At 67.4% G+C, this 14,115-nt stretch carries 15 protein-coding genes; 10 read left to right on the top strand and 5 right to left on the bottom strand.

Features of this window, described 5'->3' with window-relative positions; genetic code table 11:
• From G6N18_RS07455 to G6N18_RS07435, 5 genes are read left to right on the top strand one after another with little or no spacing between them, the layout of a single operon-like run.
• Positions 1-969 (top strand): zinc-binding dehydrogenase, encoded by a 969-nt coding sequence (locus G6N18_RS07455; RefSeq protein WP_082999858.1) that lies wholly within the window; start codon positions 1-3, stop codon positions 967-969.
• Positions 966-1,712: an HpcH/HpaI aldolase family protein gene (locus G6N18_RS07450; RefSeq protein ID WP_082999859.1), complete on the top strand. Its 747-nt coding sequence runs from the start codon at positions 966-968 to the stop codon at positions 1,710-1,712. The genes G6N18_RS07455 and G6N18_RS07450 overlap by 4 nt, the downstream gene beginning before the upstream one ends.
• Positions 1,709-2,437, top strand: a complete 729-nt coding sequence (locus G6N18_RS07445) for an SDR family NAD(P)-dependent oxidoreductase (protein ID WP_082999860.1) — start codon at positions 1,709-1,711, stop codon at positions 2,435-2,437. The genes G6N18_RS07450 and G6N18_RS07445 overlap by 4 nt, the downstream gene beginning before the upstream one ends.
• On the top strand, positions 2,434-3,936 hold the full coding sequence (locus tag G6N18_RS07440; RefSeq protein WP_082999861.1) for a flavin-containing monooxygenase: 1,503 nt from the start codon (positions 2,434-2,436) through the stop codon (positions 3,934-3,936). Before G6N18_RS07445 ends, G6N18_RS07440 begins: the two co-directional genes overlap by 4 nt.
• A 4-nt stretch (positions 3,937-3,940) precedes the next feature.
• Positions 3,941-4,855, top strand: a complete 915-nt coding sequence (locus G6N18_RS07435; protein WP_082999862.1) for an alpha/beta hydrolase — start codon at positions 3,941-3,943, stop codon at positions 4,853-4,855.
• A 2-nt stretch (positions 4,856-4,857) separates the two neighbouring features.
• On the opposite strand, the gene G6N18_RS07430 is transcribed toward G6N18_RS07435, so the two are convergent.
• On the bottom strand, positions 4,858-5,325 hold the full coding sequence (locus G6N18_RS07430) for an SRPBCC family protein (RefSeq protein ID WP_082999863.1): 468 nt from the start codon (positions 5,323-5,325) through the stop codon (positions 4,858-4,860).
• Between the two features lie 66 nt (positions 5,326-5,391).
• Between G6N18_RS07430 and G6N18_RS07425 the strand changes: the two genes are divergently transcribed.
• A complete protein-coding gene (locus tag G6N18_RS07425; protein WP_082999864.1) occupies positions 5,392-6,555 on the top strand; it encodes an acyl-CoA dehydrogenase family protein in 1,164 nt (387 codons plus the stop codon).
• Positions 6,556-6,751: 196 nt separating this feature from the next.
• On the opposite strand, the gene G6N18_RS07420 is transcribed toward G6N18_RS07425, so the two are convergent.
• A complete protein-coding gene (locus tag G6N18_RS07420; RefSeq protein WP_082999865.1) occupies positions 6,752-7,699 on the bottom strand; it encodes an LLM class flavin-dependent oxidoreductase in 948 nt (315 codons plus the stop codon).
• Positions 7,700-7,801: 102 nt separating this feature from the next.
• Between G6N18_RS07420 and G6N18_RS07415 the strand changes: the two genes are divergently transcribed.
• Positions 7,802-8,719 carry an LLM class F420-dependent oxidoreductase gene (locus G6N18_RS07415; protein ID WP_082999866.1) on the top strand — a complete coding sequence of 306 codons (918 nt, stop codon included), beginning with the start codon at positions 7,802-7,804 and terminating at the stop codon, positions 8,717-8,719.
• Positions 8,720-8,755: 36 nt separating this feature from the next.
• On the opposite strand, the gene G6N18_RS07410 is transcribed toward G6N18_RS07415, so the two are convergent.
• Positions 8,756-9,433 carry a DUF427 domain-containing protein gene (locus G6N18_RS07410; RefSeq protein ID WP_082999867.1) on the bottom strand — a complete coding sequence of 226 codons (678 nt, stop codon included), beginning with the start codon at positions 9,431-9,433 and terminating at the stop codon, positions 8,756-8,758.
• Between the two features lie 106 nt (positions 9,434-9,539).
• Between G6N18_RS07410 and G6N18_RS07405 the strand changes: the two genes are divergently transcribed.
• Together G6N18_RS07405 and G6N18_RS07400 are read left to right on the top strand one after the other, a co-directional pair.
• On the top strand, positions 9,540-10,967 hold the full coding sequence (locus tag G6N18_RS07405) for a WS/DGAT/MGAT family O-acyltransferase (RefSeq protein ID WP_082999868.1): 1,428 nt from the start codon (positions 9,540-9,542) through the stop codon (positions 10,965-10,967).
• Positions 10,968-11,079: 112 nt separating this feature from the next.
• Positions 11,080-11,652 (top strand): hypothetical protein, encoded by a 573-nt coding sequence (locus G6N18_RS07400; RefSeq protein ID WP_133052435.1) that lies wholly within the window; start codon positions 11,080-11,082, stop codon positions 11,650-11,652.
• Here G6N18_RS07400 and G6N18_RS07395 read toward each other — a convergent pair.
• Complete coding sequence (locus G6N18_RS07395) at positions 11,649-11,903, bottom strand: DUF2631 domain-containing protein (protein ID WP_067225011.1); 255 nt, start codon at positions 11,901-11,903, stop codon at positions 11,649-11,651. The two genes, G6N18_RS07400 and G6N18_RS07395, sit on opposite strands and share 4 nt — an antisense overlap.
• A gap of 80 nt (positions 11,904-11,983) precedes the next feature.
• On the opposite strand from G6N18_RS07395, the gene G6N18_RS07390 reads away from it, so the two are divergent.
• Positions 11,984-12,817: a mycofactocin-coupled SDR family oxidoreductase gene (locus G6N18_RS07390; RefSeq protein ID WP_082999870.1), complete on the top strand. Its 834-nt coding sequence runs from the start codon at positions 11,984-11,986 to the stop codon at positions 12,815-12,817.
• Here G6N18_RS07390 and G6N18_RS07385 read toward each other — a convergent pair.
• On the bottom strand, positions 12,810-14,102 hold the full coding sequence (locus tag G6N18_RS07385; protein ID WP_082999871.1) for a cryptochrome/photolyase family protein: 1,293 nt from the start codon (positions 14,100-14,102) through the stop codon (positions 12,810-12,812). The two genes, G6N18_RS07390 and G6N18_RS07385, sit on opposite strands and share 8 nt — an antisense overlap.
• Positions 14,103-14,115 lie beyond the last annotated feature (13 nt).

The raw sequence follows: 14,115 nt of genomic DNA, 5'->3' as shown, positions 1-14,115 counted from the left end.
ATGTGGGCGTATCGACTGGTTGCGCCGTACACGTTGGAAAGAGCCGACATTGTGGAGCGGACGCCCGAGTCGCTGGGCGACCGACAGGTGCTGCTGCGGTTCGAGGCCGCCGGCATCTGCGGCAGTGACCTGCCGCCGTTTCGCGGGGTGCGCGGCAAGATTCCCGGCGATCGGGGCCTGAGCGCGGCCGAGATGCCCGGCTTTCCGATTCATGAGGTCGTCGGTGAGGTGGTCGCCAGCAGGCACCGCAGCCACGGCGTGGGCAGCCGGGTCGTCGGCTGGGCGTCGGGCTTCGACGGCTTGATGCAATTCGTCGTCGCCGACGGTGACGGGCTCGCACCCTACGACCACCATCTGAGCCCGCAGCATGCGGTCGCACTGCAGCCACTGGCATGCGTGCTCTACGCGATCGAACAGCTGCCCAAGCTGAAGGGTTTGCACGTCGCGGTCATCGGCCAGGGGTCGATCGGCCTGCTGTTCTCCTACGCGACCAAGGCTTTCGGGGCCCGGCGGGTGACCGGGGTGGATCCGGTCGACCGTGACGCGGTGGCCAAGGAATTCGGCGTGGACACGATCGTGCGGGCCACCAGCGACCGCTGGGTGAGCCACCTCGAACCCGGAGACCGGCCCGATGTGGTGATCGAAGCGGTCGGCCATCAGGTCGCCACCCTGAGCCACGCGATCGAAGCCGCCGCCCCGGGCGGCACGGTCTTCTATTTCGGAGTGCCCGACGACGACAGCTACCCGATCAACATGCGCACCATGCTGCGCAACAACCTGACGCTCAAGTCGGGCGTGACACTCGACCGGCGACGCATGCTGACGGCCGCCGACGAGTTCGCGCGACGCCATCGGGACCTGTTATCCGCTTATGTGACTCACACATTCGGTGTCGACGACGCCCAGGCCGCCTTCGAGACCGCCTGCCGGCCGGTGCCCGACCGCGTCAAGATCGCGATCGTCGGATGACCGCGAGCAGGCTGCAGGACACCCTCGCAGGCACCGAGAGGGTGTGGGGCGGGTGGGTCGTCGGGCCGACCATCATCGGCCCCGAAGAGTTCGCGGCGGCCGGGTACGACTACGTCGGGTTCGACATCCAGCACGGCTACCTTGACGACGCGGACGTCGCGCTGCTGCTGCGCCGGATGGAACACGTGCCGATCGCGACCGCGGTGCGGGTTCCGTCGACCGATCCGGCGCCGATCGGCCGGGTCCTCGACGCGGGCGCGGATGCCGTGATCGTCGCGATGGTCGATTCGGCCGAGCAGGCCGCCGCGTCGGTCGCCGCGACACGATACGGCCCTGCGGGCGTGCGCAGTTACGGACCGCTGCGGGCCGGCCTCGGCCGCGAGCCCGCCGAACACGAAGCGCGGGTGGACGTTTTCGTGATGATCGAGAGTGCCCAGGCGCTGGCGGCGGTCGACGAGATCTGTGCCGTAGGTGGTCTGGCCGGCGTCTATGTCGGACCGGCGGATCTGGCGCTGTCGCTCGGACATCGGCCCGCGGACGCCTGGACCGCTCCGGTGGTACAGGAGGCGATTGCACGCATTGCGGACAGCGCCACGGCGGCCGGGCTCATCGCCGGTGTCCACGCCGGGGCCGGAAAGCCCGCGAAGATGGCGGCCGAGTTGGGCTTTCGGATGCTGACGCTTGCGTCGGAGTCACAGGCCCTGCGCCACGGCGCGGCCGAGATCCTGCGGGAGGCGCGATGACGTCGACGGACCGCGTCGCCGTGGTGACAGGCGCCGCACGGGGACAGGGCGCGGCGATCGTTCGAAAGCTGCTCGAGGACGGAGTTCGCGTCGGCGCCTGTGACGTGCGGGTGGACGAATTGCAAGCGAACGTCGAAGAACTCGGCGACGACGGCGTCATTGCCGTCCCGCTCGACGTGACGTCGCCCGAGCAGTGGACGGCGGCGGTGCAAACCGTCGTCGATCGCTTCGGCTCGCTGACCACGCTGATCAACAACGCCGGCGTGCTGCACCGTGCGGCACTGGACAAGGAAACCCCCGAGGGCTTCGAGGGCAGCTGGCGGTTCAACTGCCTCGGCCCGTTCCTGGGAATCCAAGCGGCACTTGCACATTTGCGGCGAGCCGACGGTGCCGCGATCGTCAACACCGTGAGTACCGGCGCCATCCGGCCTTTCCCGAACCATGCCGCCTACGGCTCGTCGAAGTGGGCGTTGCGCGGGCTCACCCAGATCGTCGCGGCCGAACTCGCCCCAGCGGGCATCCGCGTCAACGCGGTGTTCCCCGGTCCGATCGAGACGCCGATGCTCGATGAAACGACCCAGAGCAGGCTGGCCGCCACGTTCGGCCGCCTCGGCAAGCCTGTCGAGGTGGCCAACGTCATCGCCTTCCTCGTGTGCGACCACGCGTCGTTCATCACCGGCGCCGAGCTCGTCGTGGACGGAGGGCAATGCCTGCGTCTGGGATGAGGAATGGGATGACCATAGGCATCATCGGCGCCGGGCCCGGTGGGCTCGCGCTGGGGATCTTCCTGCGTAAGGCGGGCTTTCGCGATTTCACGATATTCGACAGGGAAGACGGTGTCGGCGGTACCTGGCGGATCAACACCTATCCCGGGCTGGCCTGCGATGTGAAGTCGCATCTGTACTCCTACTCCTTCGACCTGAACGCGGACTGGTCGCGGCTGTGGTCGGGGCAACGCGAGATTCTCGAGTACTTCGAGCGTTGCGCACAGCGCTACGAACTCGCGCCCAACCTCGAGCTGAACACCGAGATCACCTCGGCCCACTGGGTCGACGACACCTGGCAACTGACCACCGCTACCGGCGAGCAGTACACGTTCGACGTGGTGGTCTCGGCGGTCGGCCTGTTCACCCGTCCCGTGATGCCCAACCTGATCGAGGAGGAACCTTTCACCGGCACCGTGATGCACACCGCGCGCTGGGACCACTCCGTCGACCTCACGGGTAAGCGGGTGGCCGTACTGGGCACGGGTTCGACGGCGGCCCAACTGGTTCCCGAGGTCGCGAAGGTCGCGGAGAAGGTGTATTCGGTGCAACGCTCATCGACCTGGATCCTGCCCAAACCCGACCGCCCGTACACCGACCGCGAGAAGTGGGTGTTTCGCCACATCCCGCTGGCGAAGAAGATCTACCGGACGCGGCTGTGGCTGCGCAGCGAGTCGAACATCTCGGTCATCGAGCACGGCAGCGACAAGACCCAGGAGTTCAAGGGCAGCGCGCTCAAGGTGCTGGAAGCCACGGTGGCCGACGACGAACTGCGGCGCAAGCTCACCCCCGACCATCCGTTCGGATGCAAGAGGCTGGTGTTCGCGAACGACTACCTGCAGACCCTCACCCGACCCCACGTCGAGGTGATCGCCAGCCCCGCACGGGCGTTGCGCGCCAACACGCTGGTGACCGAGGACGGCACCGAACTCGATGTCGACGCGGTGCTGTGCGCGACGGGGTATGCCGCCGCCGACTACCTCGGCCAGATCGAGGTCGTCGGCGAGAACGGAACGACACTGCGCGAGACGTGGAGCGACGGGGCATTCGCGTACCTCGGGATGACGGTGCCCGGTTTCCCGAACTTCTTCATGCTGTACGGGCCCAATACGAACGTCGGCTCCAACAGCGTCATTTTCATGCTGGAGGCACAGGCCCACTACATAGTCCGTGCACTGAAGTACCTGCGGCGTAAGGGCAAATCGTATGTGGCGGTGCGGCCGCGCGCAATGGCGGCATTTCTCGCCGACATCGACCGCGCGATGGCGGGCACGGTGTGGCTGACCAGATGCAGCAACTACTTTCGCGCAGCCAACGGTCGCGTCGTCACCCAGTGGCCGCGCAGCGCACGCGCGTTCTGGGCGATGACACGGCGCTTCAAGGCCTCCGATTACACATTCGACCCGCCCGAGCGGTCGAGGGTCGGCCAGGCCGAAACTCAGACGGTCGCGAGACGCTGACGCCGTGACCATCGCCGACCGGCTCGACCCCGCGCTACGCCAGCTCGCCGAGGCGCGCACCGATCTGTCGCCCGGGCTTCTCGGCGTCGTCCGCGACTCGCTGAACCAGCGCCGGGCCGAAACGGTCAAGGCGGTCAACGACATCGGCGTCGAAATCGAGAATCGGGTCGCTCACTCGGTTCCGGTGCGGATCTACCGCGGCGCACCCGCGCCTGCGCCCGCAGTGATCTATTGCCACGCAGGCGCATTCGTGTTGGGCAACCTCGACACCGACCATCTGCAGTGTGTCGAGTTCGCCAGGCGCGGTGGTTGCACGGTGATCTCGGTCGACTACCGGCTTGCGCCCGAACACCCGTATCCCGCTGCGCTCGACGATGCGCTGTCGGTGCTGGACTGGGTGGTGGAGTGCGCGGCGGAACTCGGAATCGATGCCGCCAGGCTGGCGGTCGGGGGAAGCAGCGCAGGTGCGGCGCTGGCCGCGGGGCTCGCGCAGCGCTCGGCAGCGGCATCGGCGCCGCCGGTGGTGTTCCAGTTGCTGCATCAACCCGTGCTGGACGATCGGCCCACAGACTCCAAGAAGGAGTTCGACACGACGCCGGGCTTCGACGGGCCGGCGGTCGAGTTGATGTGGCGGCACTATCTGGGGGACACGGCTGCGTGCGCCGCTGCGGTGCCGGGCCGGGTTGTGGAGTTGTCGGGCGTCCCAGACGCGTTCGTCAGCTGCTCGGACCTCGACCCGCTGCGTGACGAAGCGGTGGACTATGCGCTGCGGCTGATGCGCGCCGAGGTCGCCACCGAATTGCACGTGTTCCCCGGCACCTGTCACGGCTTCGACTCGCTGCTGCCGCAGTGGGAGACCAGCGTCCGGCTGTTCGAGCTCCAGGGTGCGGCGTTGCGGCGCGCGCTGCACCGGATGTGAGCTCAGCCGAGTTCGCGCGCGATCGCGAGGTGATAGGCGTCGATGTGCGCGGGGTTGACGGTCCGGAAGAACCCGTCGGGCAGCGGAGCGTGCCGGTACGCCTCGATCGTCATGGTCCTGGTGAAGAGTGTGAGGTCGGCGCCCGGTCGGGTGAAGTGGTATTGGACGGTGATGCGACCTTCCATGCCGCCGTTGCCGTCGCGGTCGTGCCCGAGTCGGCCGACCGAGTTGAACACCCACATGGTCGGCCGCATCGCGATGGCGAGGTGCCAGGTGAAGATGCGGCCACCGTCGGGGCCCGTCTCGGTCCAGGTGTCGCCGACGTTCAGCGGCAGGGCGTCTCCGAGCCCGCCGATGGTGACGCTGCTGGGGTAGGTCTTGGGCCAGTTCGCCGGGTTGGTGACGAAGTCGTAGACGGTCTCGGGCGCGTGCTGAAACACGGTTTCCGAGCTTGTGGTGACGACGCCCAACGTGCTGCCTTCCGTTCGGTCTCGATGAGACTTTACAACCAAGCGCAATAGTGTCACGGTGTCCAGGTGGACTTCTCCCGCGTACAGCTGAGCGAGGACGACCGGGCGTTCCGCGACGAGCTCCGCAGTTTCCTGCGTTCCCTCGTGACCGACGAGGTCATCCGTCGGGATCGCGAGACGGGCGAGAACTTCGACGAGGGAGTGCATCTCGCGCTCGGAGCGGCGGGCTATCTCGCCGCCGACTTCAAGGCCGAGTCCGAGGGCGGTTTCAGCGTGGTGCGCCGCCGCATCTGGGAACTGGAGGTCGGCCAGGCCCACACGCCGTGGTTCCACTGGGGGACGACGGCCATGGTCGCGCGCTGCGTGCAGCTGTTCGGTTCGCCGCAACTGCAACAGGAGGTGCTGCCGAAAGTGCTGTCGGGGCACTACCGGCTGTGTCTCGGCTACACCGAACCCGAGGGCGGCTCGGACGTCGCGACCTGTAAGACCCGCGCGGTGCGCGAGGCCTCGGGAGACGCGTGGATCATCAACGGCTCCAAGATGTTCACGTCGAACGCGCAGAACGCTCAGTTCGTCTTCCTGATCACCAACACCGACCCCGATGCGCCCAAGCACCAGAGCCTGACCATGTTTCTGGTGCCGCTCGCCTCGCAGGGTGTTGAGATCCAGCCGATCCGCACCGTGGACGGCGATCGCACCAACATCACCTACTACAGCGACGTCCGGGTCGATGACAAGTACCGGATCGGTGAGGTCAACGGCGGCTGGTCGGTGTTGCGCGAGGCGCTCAACGCCGAACACGGCACCGTCGAGCGTGACGACGAGGGGCTGCAGAAGCTGGCGGCGATGAGCGAGCATCTGCTGTTGCTGAGTGAGGCGGTCGACCGCGTCGCGGCGGTGGCGAGCGACGAGGACTCGGCACGGTACCGTCTCGGACGCACGGTCGCCCGGATGGAGGCCGCGGCGAGCACGCCGGAGATGTTCGGCCGGGTGGCGATCGCGCAGACGATGCGCGATGTGGCCCCGGATCTGATGGACCTACTCGGCGCTGCCGCGGCCCTGCCCGTCGGGGTCGGGGGCGCCGCCGACGGCGGGGGAGCGGAGTACATGTTCCGGTTGGCCGGGCCGACCGGGATCTACGGTGGCACCCTCGAGGTGTTCCGCAACATGATCGCCCAGCAGGCGCTGGGGCTCGGCCGCCCTGCCTATGCGCCGCCCGTGAAGCGCTAGGGCCGCGCTTTGAGCCGCACGGTGGCTCAATTTTGCGCTGAGGACTGTGATTTCGTGGCATGGGGGTGCTGGTCTGCGAAATGGTCCTAGCGCCGAGATTGCATTCAGGGTTGTGCTGATCTGAGAAGACGACCACAGCCGTGTGTGCAATCTCGAGCATAGGAAGCCGAAGACGACGAAGTAACGACTCAGGACACTAGAGCCGTGGGATCACCTCGCAAGCCAACAGGTCCAATGTCTCGTCGGAGCCGCGGTCGTGGGTGAACAGCACGATCTGGCAGAAACCCTGCGACTGCAGTTCGTGAATGCGGTCGACGACCGTCCGGGGTGTGCCGACCAGCCCTCCTTCAGCCAGACCGAACGCCGGTGCGCCGAACCGCTTCTCGGCGAGCCGACGCACGTGTGGCAGCGACGCGTCGTCGGGTGCCAGCGCCATCACCGCCTCGACCGACAGCACTATGGTCGACGGGTCGCGGCCGACGTCCTCGCAGATGGACCGCAGCGCAGAAACTTTGGACTCCAGTTCGCCGAGCGCATAGGTGGGCACGTTCCACACGTCGGCGTAGCGGGCGACCAGCGGCAGGGTGTACTTCTCGCCGACACCGCCGACCACGATCGGCGGCCTCGGTTGCTGAACCGCGCCCGGCTTGACGGGAAAGTCGGTGACCGTGAAGTGCTTGCCGGTGAAGTCGATTCGCTCGTCGGTGAAAGCCTGGGTCAGGATCTCCAGTGTCTCGCCGAGCCGTTCAGAACGCTCGCGGAAGGTCCCCCAGGGCAACCCGACCCGGTCGTGCTCGTCCTCGATCGACCCGCTGCCGAGTCCGAGCTGCAGCCGCCCCGCAGAGATCTGGTCGAGCGTGGTGACCATCTTGGCCAGCACCGCCGGATGACGGAACTGGTTGCACAGCACCATATGTCCGATCCGGATGCGCTCGGTGTTGCTGAGCAACGCGGTCGCCAGCGTCCATGCCTCCAGCGACGGGTAGTCGGGTGCGCCCGGCCCGTAGAGGTGGTCGTAGAGCCACAGCGAGTCGATGCCGAGTTCCTCGCACCGCCGGGTGCGGTGCAACATCTGCTCGTAGGTGAAGCCCATCTGCGGCAGGTACACGCCGATCTCGGGCTTGGCCGGTCCGGCGTGAGTCATGTTCGCAGTCCAATCGTCGGCGACGCTGTACTTTCCGCGGTTCGCATGGTAACGACATTCTCAGAATTCGAGAAGAATGTTCTAGGACGGGACGATACTCACATGCGGTTCACCTTCACCCACCCGATGCACACTCACCCGTACAACCCGGAATTGGTCACCGGTAAGGGGATTGCGACGGTCGCGGCCGCCGCGGAGGCCGCCGGATTTGACGGATTCGGCTTCACCGACCACCCGGCGCCGACGCAGCGCTGGCTCGAGGCCGGCGGACACGACGCGGTGGACCCGTTCGTGGCGATGGGTTATGCGGCCGCGACCACGACCACCCTGCGGCTCATCCCGAACATCGTCGTGCTGCCCTACCGCAATCCGTTCGTCGTCGCCAAGGCCGGCGCCACGTTGGATCTGCTGTCGGAGGGGCGGTTCACCCTCGGAGTCGGCGTGGGTTATCTCAAACGGGAATTCGCCGCGCTCGGAGTCGATTTCGAGGAACGGGCTGCGCTGTTCGAAGAAGCACTGGAGGTGATCCGCGGAATTTGGACCACCGACGACTTCTCGTATCAGGGGCGGCATTTCACCGCCAGCGGTATCACCGCGCATCCACGGCCCGTCAGCGATCCGCATCCGCCGATCTGGATCGGCGGCAACACCGCTGCGGCACGCAAGCGCGTTCTGGCCTACGGCGACGGATGGTGTCCGTTCCCGGCGCCTGCCCTGCTGGCACAGACGGCGCGCACCGCGACGATGGACGCCGAGACCCTCACGCCCGGAATCGACGATCTCCGTCGCCGGTTCGACGAGGCCGGGCGCGACTGGTCGAGCATCGACATCACGTTCACCAACCCCGAGGGCGGCAGCCCGGGCAGCGACGACTTCAACGCCGACGCATACCTCGCCGGCCTGGAGAAGTTGGCCGCGACAGGCGTGACGTGGGTGCAGGTCGGCTTGCCGGGCGACAGCCTCGCTCATGTGCTGGAGACCATCGAGCGGTTCGGCAAGTCGGTGATCGCGGCGGCGTGACCGTCGCGGTCGACGAGCGTTCGCCCGCTGGGCGACTCAGATGCCCGGGAGTTCCGCCAGCACCTCGGCGCGCGTGGTATCGAAGCTGAAGAAGTCCTTGACGGGCAGCGTTTCCGGCGGCGGGTCCGGATAACTCCACGCGACGTCCTCGACCACCGCGTCGCCGACGGCCGCCGACCAGTAGGTCGCGTAGCCCTTGTAGTTGCAGTAGCTGGTGGTCCGCGATGGCCGCAGCAGGTCGGTCCGCACATGCGACGGATCGATGTAGAGGCGTGGTTCCAGCGACGTCTCGAAGACGATCACCGTGTCGGTGGTGTCGACCAGCGGTTCGCCCGCCACCGTCACCCGTAGTCGACGACTTGTCGGCCGGCAGTCCACCCGGTGGTACGGGTTGGGCGGGTAGTGCACCAGTGTGCGGCCCTCTTCCAGCCAGGTGTCGACCGCGTCCCACGGCACCCGAACGAATCCTGGCGCCTCGGCTACGGGTTCGTTCGGGAGATCGCCGACCTCACCTACCGGAAACGCATAGCTGAGCGGGTGATCGCGACGGTGCACCATCAGCGCCCGCTCCGTGTCGATGACCACGCGGCCGTCGCGCAGTGCCTGCACACGTCGCGGATGGGGCTCGATGAACACCACGTCGGCGGGCAGGGGCGGCGTGAACCAGCCCGCCGGATCTTTGCTCAGCGGGCCGCGGGCGGCGACGAGACTCATGCCGCACAGCTTTACAAATCTCGACGGCATCGTCACTTCTTCGCCGAACTTGCGTGGAAATGCGGGCAATTGGGAAACCGATAGCAGCCGGCTCGCGAGGGGTGAGATGAAGCGACTCAACGGGGTGGACGCGTTGATGCTGTACAGCGAGACGCCCGAGATCCACATGCACACGCTCAAGATCGGCATCCTCGACGTGTCGGGCGTCGACGGCTACAGCTTCGACGTGTTCCGGGAGGTGGCGTATCCGCGGTTGATGGGGCTCTCGGCGCTGCGCTATCAGCTCGTCGACATCCCGCTGAAGCTGCACCATCCGATGTGGTGGGAGAACCCCGACATCGACCTCGACTACCACCTCCGGTCGGCACGCGTGCCGGCACCGGGCGGGCGCCGCGAACTGGACAACCTGATCGGCGAGATCGCCGGCACGCCGTTGGACCGCAGCCGTCCGCTGTGGGAGATGTACGTCGTCGAGGGACTCGCCGACGACCGCGTCGCGATCGTTCACAAGGTGCATCACGTGCTCGCCGACGGCGTCGCATCGGCGAATCAGATCGCCAAGGCTTTCGAACCCGGCGAGCCGTCGCCGGTCAGGGCCGTTCCCGATCCCGCCGCGCGGACCACCGCGCAACTGCTCAAAGCCGCCGGGCGCGACCACGCGCACCTCATCCGCCGGCTGCCCAGGCTGATCAACGAGACCGCCGCCGGGGTGTCGCGGGTCCGCAGGCGCGCCAGGGAGCGGGGCCGGCATCCCGATCTGGCCCGCAACTTCGCCCCGCCGCAGACCTTCCTCAACCACGTGGTGTCGCCGGGACGGCGGTTCGCGACCGCACCACTGAACCTGGCGGAGGTCAAGCAGACCGGCCGACAACTGGGCGTGACGCTCAACGACATCGTGTTGGCGACGGCCGCCGGCGCGTTGCGCACACTGCTGCTGCGCTACGACGGACGCGCCGACGCGCCGCTGATCGCGGGCGTCCCGGTGAGTACCGACCCGTCGCCGGATCGGTTGACCGGCAACGAGTTCACGTACATGATGCCGTCACTGCCGGTACACATACCCGATCCGCTGGAACGGGTCCGGCTCACGTCGGTCGCGACGAAAATCGCCAAGGAGAGCCATCAGCTGTTGGGGCCGACGGTGCTGCCGGCGTGGATGTCCTACCTGCCGCCGGCGTTGGCGCCCCGATTCTTCCGGATGCAGGCTCGCCGGATGGAGTCCGGCGCGGTGATGAATCTGACCATCTCCAACGTGGCGGGACCCCGCGAACGCGGGCAGGTCGCCGGCGGCGTCGTCAGCGAGATCTACTCGGTCGGGCCCGTCGTCACCGGCAGCGGACTGAACATCACCGTCTGGAGCTACGTCGACCAACTCGCCATCTCGGTGCTGACCGACGACCGCACGCTCGACGACCCGCACGAGGCGACCGACGCGTTGCTGGACTCGTTCGCCGAGATACGCCGCGCCGCCGGCCTGCCCGGCGAGCTGGCCTCCGTGGACTCGGCGCTGCCGTTGGCCGGCGCGACGAGCTGAGCGGCCTCGGTCGGGCCAAAAGAGACCTTTACAGATCAACACAAGAGTGTCACGCTCTAAGGGCGCCGTGACAGCCCCTTGACCGGCTCGCTGATCTGATCGGATAGGAACCATGCCAACTCGACTGCCGACTCGACCCTTCGCCGATGACTTCGTGTTGGCCGATCCAGCGCCGGCCGCCGACGGCCGAATCAACCAGCATCAACTCATCATCCTGGCCGCGAGCCTGGCCGACGTGGTCGGCATGGCCGGCGGTTGGCTGTTCGACCGGGCGCGGGCCGGGTGGGACGTCACAGTCCGAGTCGAGGGCTGCCGCGATCTGCGGCCGCTGATGATCCTGGGCGCCAACGTGGTCGACGAGTCCACCGAAACCGTCCTGTGCGACCTGGCCCCTGGGAGCGCCCTGGCGGTCAGCGCGGAACTGCTGAGCAAGGATTCGCGCGTCCACGCCCGCGTTCTCGAACTGGTGAAGAGCGGCGACGTCGAGGTGATGGCGTGGGGCGAAGTCTGGCCGGAGCAGCTGGGTGGCCAAGTCGACGCCACGGAGCACCGGTTGAGCGTCGCGGCGTGCGCGTTCAAGGCCCGGGCGCTGGCCGCCGCAGAACTGGCGCCGGCTGTCAGCGCCACCGAGACGCTCTTCGACCTGGGGGCCGAGTCGTCGTCGCGGCCGTTGTGCCTGGTCTAGCGGATCCAGCCGCGCCGGCGCAGCCACCAGTCGCGGATGACCGCGGCGACGATCAGTGCGGCGAAGCCGAGCAGAAAGAAGTCCTCGACGTGACCGACGTGGTTGCCGTGGATCAGCGCCACCAGAAACAGGGCCGCCAGCAGTCCGCCGATGTGAAAGAACTTCGGGTTTTCCTTCGACCAGCCCCATTCCGCGGACGGCACGTCTTCGACGTCGACTCCGGTGTGTCGCTGCACCTCGGTGCTGGCCACGGCTGCTCCTCACGGTCGGGCTTGGTACTCGCCCACATTCTGGCATAGGCCTACTACGCGCGGCCGTAGGGTGATGCGTCATGACCCATCAGTTCGACGGCAAGGTCGCATTCATCACCGGCGCCGCACGCGGGCAGGGCCGTGCGCACGCGGTCCGATTCGCCGAGGAGGGCGCCGACATCATCGCGGTCGACCTGTGCGAGCAGATCGACAGCGTTTCCTACCCGATGGCCACCCCGGAAGACCTCGACGAGACCGTCAACCTGGTGGAGAAGACCGGCCGCCGAATAGTGGCCGAACACGGGGACGTCCGCGATTTCGAGCGGCTACAGGGAATCGTCGCGCACGGCGTCGCCGAACTGGGCCGCCTCGACTTCGTGCTGGCCAATGCAGGGGTGCTGCCCGCCATGGGCGAGCATCGCGGCGAGGTCGCGGCGTTCGTCGACGCCGTGGACGTGATGCTCAAGGGCGTGCACTTCACGATCGAGGCCGCGCTACCGGCGATGCTGGCCCACGGCGACGGCGGGACGATCGTCATCACCAGCAGCGCAGCCGGGTTCAAGTCCGTCAGCCCCGGTGTCGACACGATGAGCCACGGCGCGGCCGGTTACAACGCCTCCAAACACGGTGTCGTCGGCCTCATGCGGTACTACGCAACCTCGTTGGCAGAGCGCAATATCCGGGTCAACTCCGTGCATCCGGGCGGGGTCGCCACACCGATGATCCTCAACGACGCGGTCGCCGGCTTCCTGACCGACCATCCGAAGTTCGGTGAATCGCAGATTCCGCTGCTGCCGGACGGGCTGGTGACACCGGAGGCCGTCAGCGACGCGATGGTGTATCTGTGCGGTGCGTCGGGCCGGTACCTGACAGGGGTCGCGCTGCCGGTCGACGCCGGCCTGGCGGTCAAGTAAGCGCGGCGTACCGGCGCAGCGCCTCCTTGCGTTCGGCGGCGTGGTCGACGATCGGCGCGGGATAGTCGGCGTCGTCGATTTCGGGCACCCAACGCCGCACATAGCTGCCGTCGGGATCGAACTTGGCGCCCTGGGTGGTCGGATTGAAGACGCGGAAGTACGGCGCGGCGTCGGTCCCGGTGCCCGCGGCCCACTGCCAGCCGTGCTGGTTGTTGGCCATGTCGCCGTCGACCAACTGATCGAGGAACCAGCGCGCCCCCCACTGCCACGGCAGGTGCAGGTCCTTGACCAGGAACGAGGCGACGATCATCCTGACCCGGTTGTGCATCCAACCGGTCTGGGCCAGTTGACGCATGCCCGCATCGACGATCGGAAACCCCGTGCGGCCGGCCTTCCACGCCTCGAACCGCTTCTCGGCCTGCGGTCCGTCGTCCAGCTTCATCCCGTCGAACGATGAGTTCCAGTTCCACCAGAGACTCTGCGGCCACTCGTTGAGAACCGCGGCGTAGAAGTCGCGAAAAGCCAACTCCCGCAAATAGGCCTGCGGCCCCTTGCCGCGGCCGATGTCGGCCGCCATGGTGCGCGGATGGATCACGCCGAACTTCAAATGCGCCGACATCCGGCTGGTGGCGTCCACATCGGGGCGGTTGCGGTCGTCGGCGTAATCTTCAAGCCCGTTGTCCACGAACGTCTTCCACTGCTTGCGGGCAGCCGTCTCGCCGGCGGGCAGATCGAGTTCGCACCCGGTATCGGGAATCTCCACTGCGCCGGGTACCTCGGACGGGTCGACCCAGCGCGCCGAGGTGGGCCCCGATGCGGCGGGTGCGCGCCAGCCATGGTCGCGCCAGGCGCCGTAAAACGGTGTGAACACCTTGTACGGGGTGCCGTCGGATTTGGTGACCCGACCGGGCGAAACCAGATACGGCGAACCCGACGGCTCCAGCGGCACCTCGCCGAGCGCCGCCCGAACCGCGTCGTCGCGCTGCCGGCCGAACGGCGAGTAGTCCGCGGAGATGTGCACCGCTGATGCGTCGATAGCCTTGGCTACCAACGGTATTCGCTGCTCGGGTCGGCCTCGCGTCACCAGCAGCTTGCCGTCGAGGTTGTCGCGCAGGTCGCGTAGCGCGTCGTAGAGGTATTGCAGTCGACGTGGTCCTGCCGATGCTTCGAGCCGAGGGTCGAGGACGTAGCAGGCGAGGGCCTCGCCGTCGGCGGCGGCCGCGTCGAGCAGCGGCGGCAGATCGTGCAACCGCAGATCGCGACGAAACCACAACAACGTGGGCATGGCATTGATGCTG

It is taken from the genome of Mycolicibacterium celeriflavum, assembly GCF_010731795.1.
In the GTDB taxonomy this organism is placed as follows: domain Bacteria; phylum Actinomycetota; class Actinomycetes; order Mycobacteriales; family Mycobacteriaceae; genus Mycobacterium; species Mycobacterium celeriflavum.
This window is presented reverse-complemented; position numbering and strand designations above follow the sequence as displayed.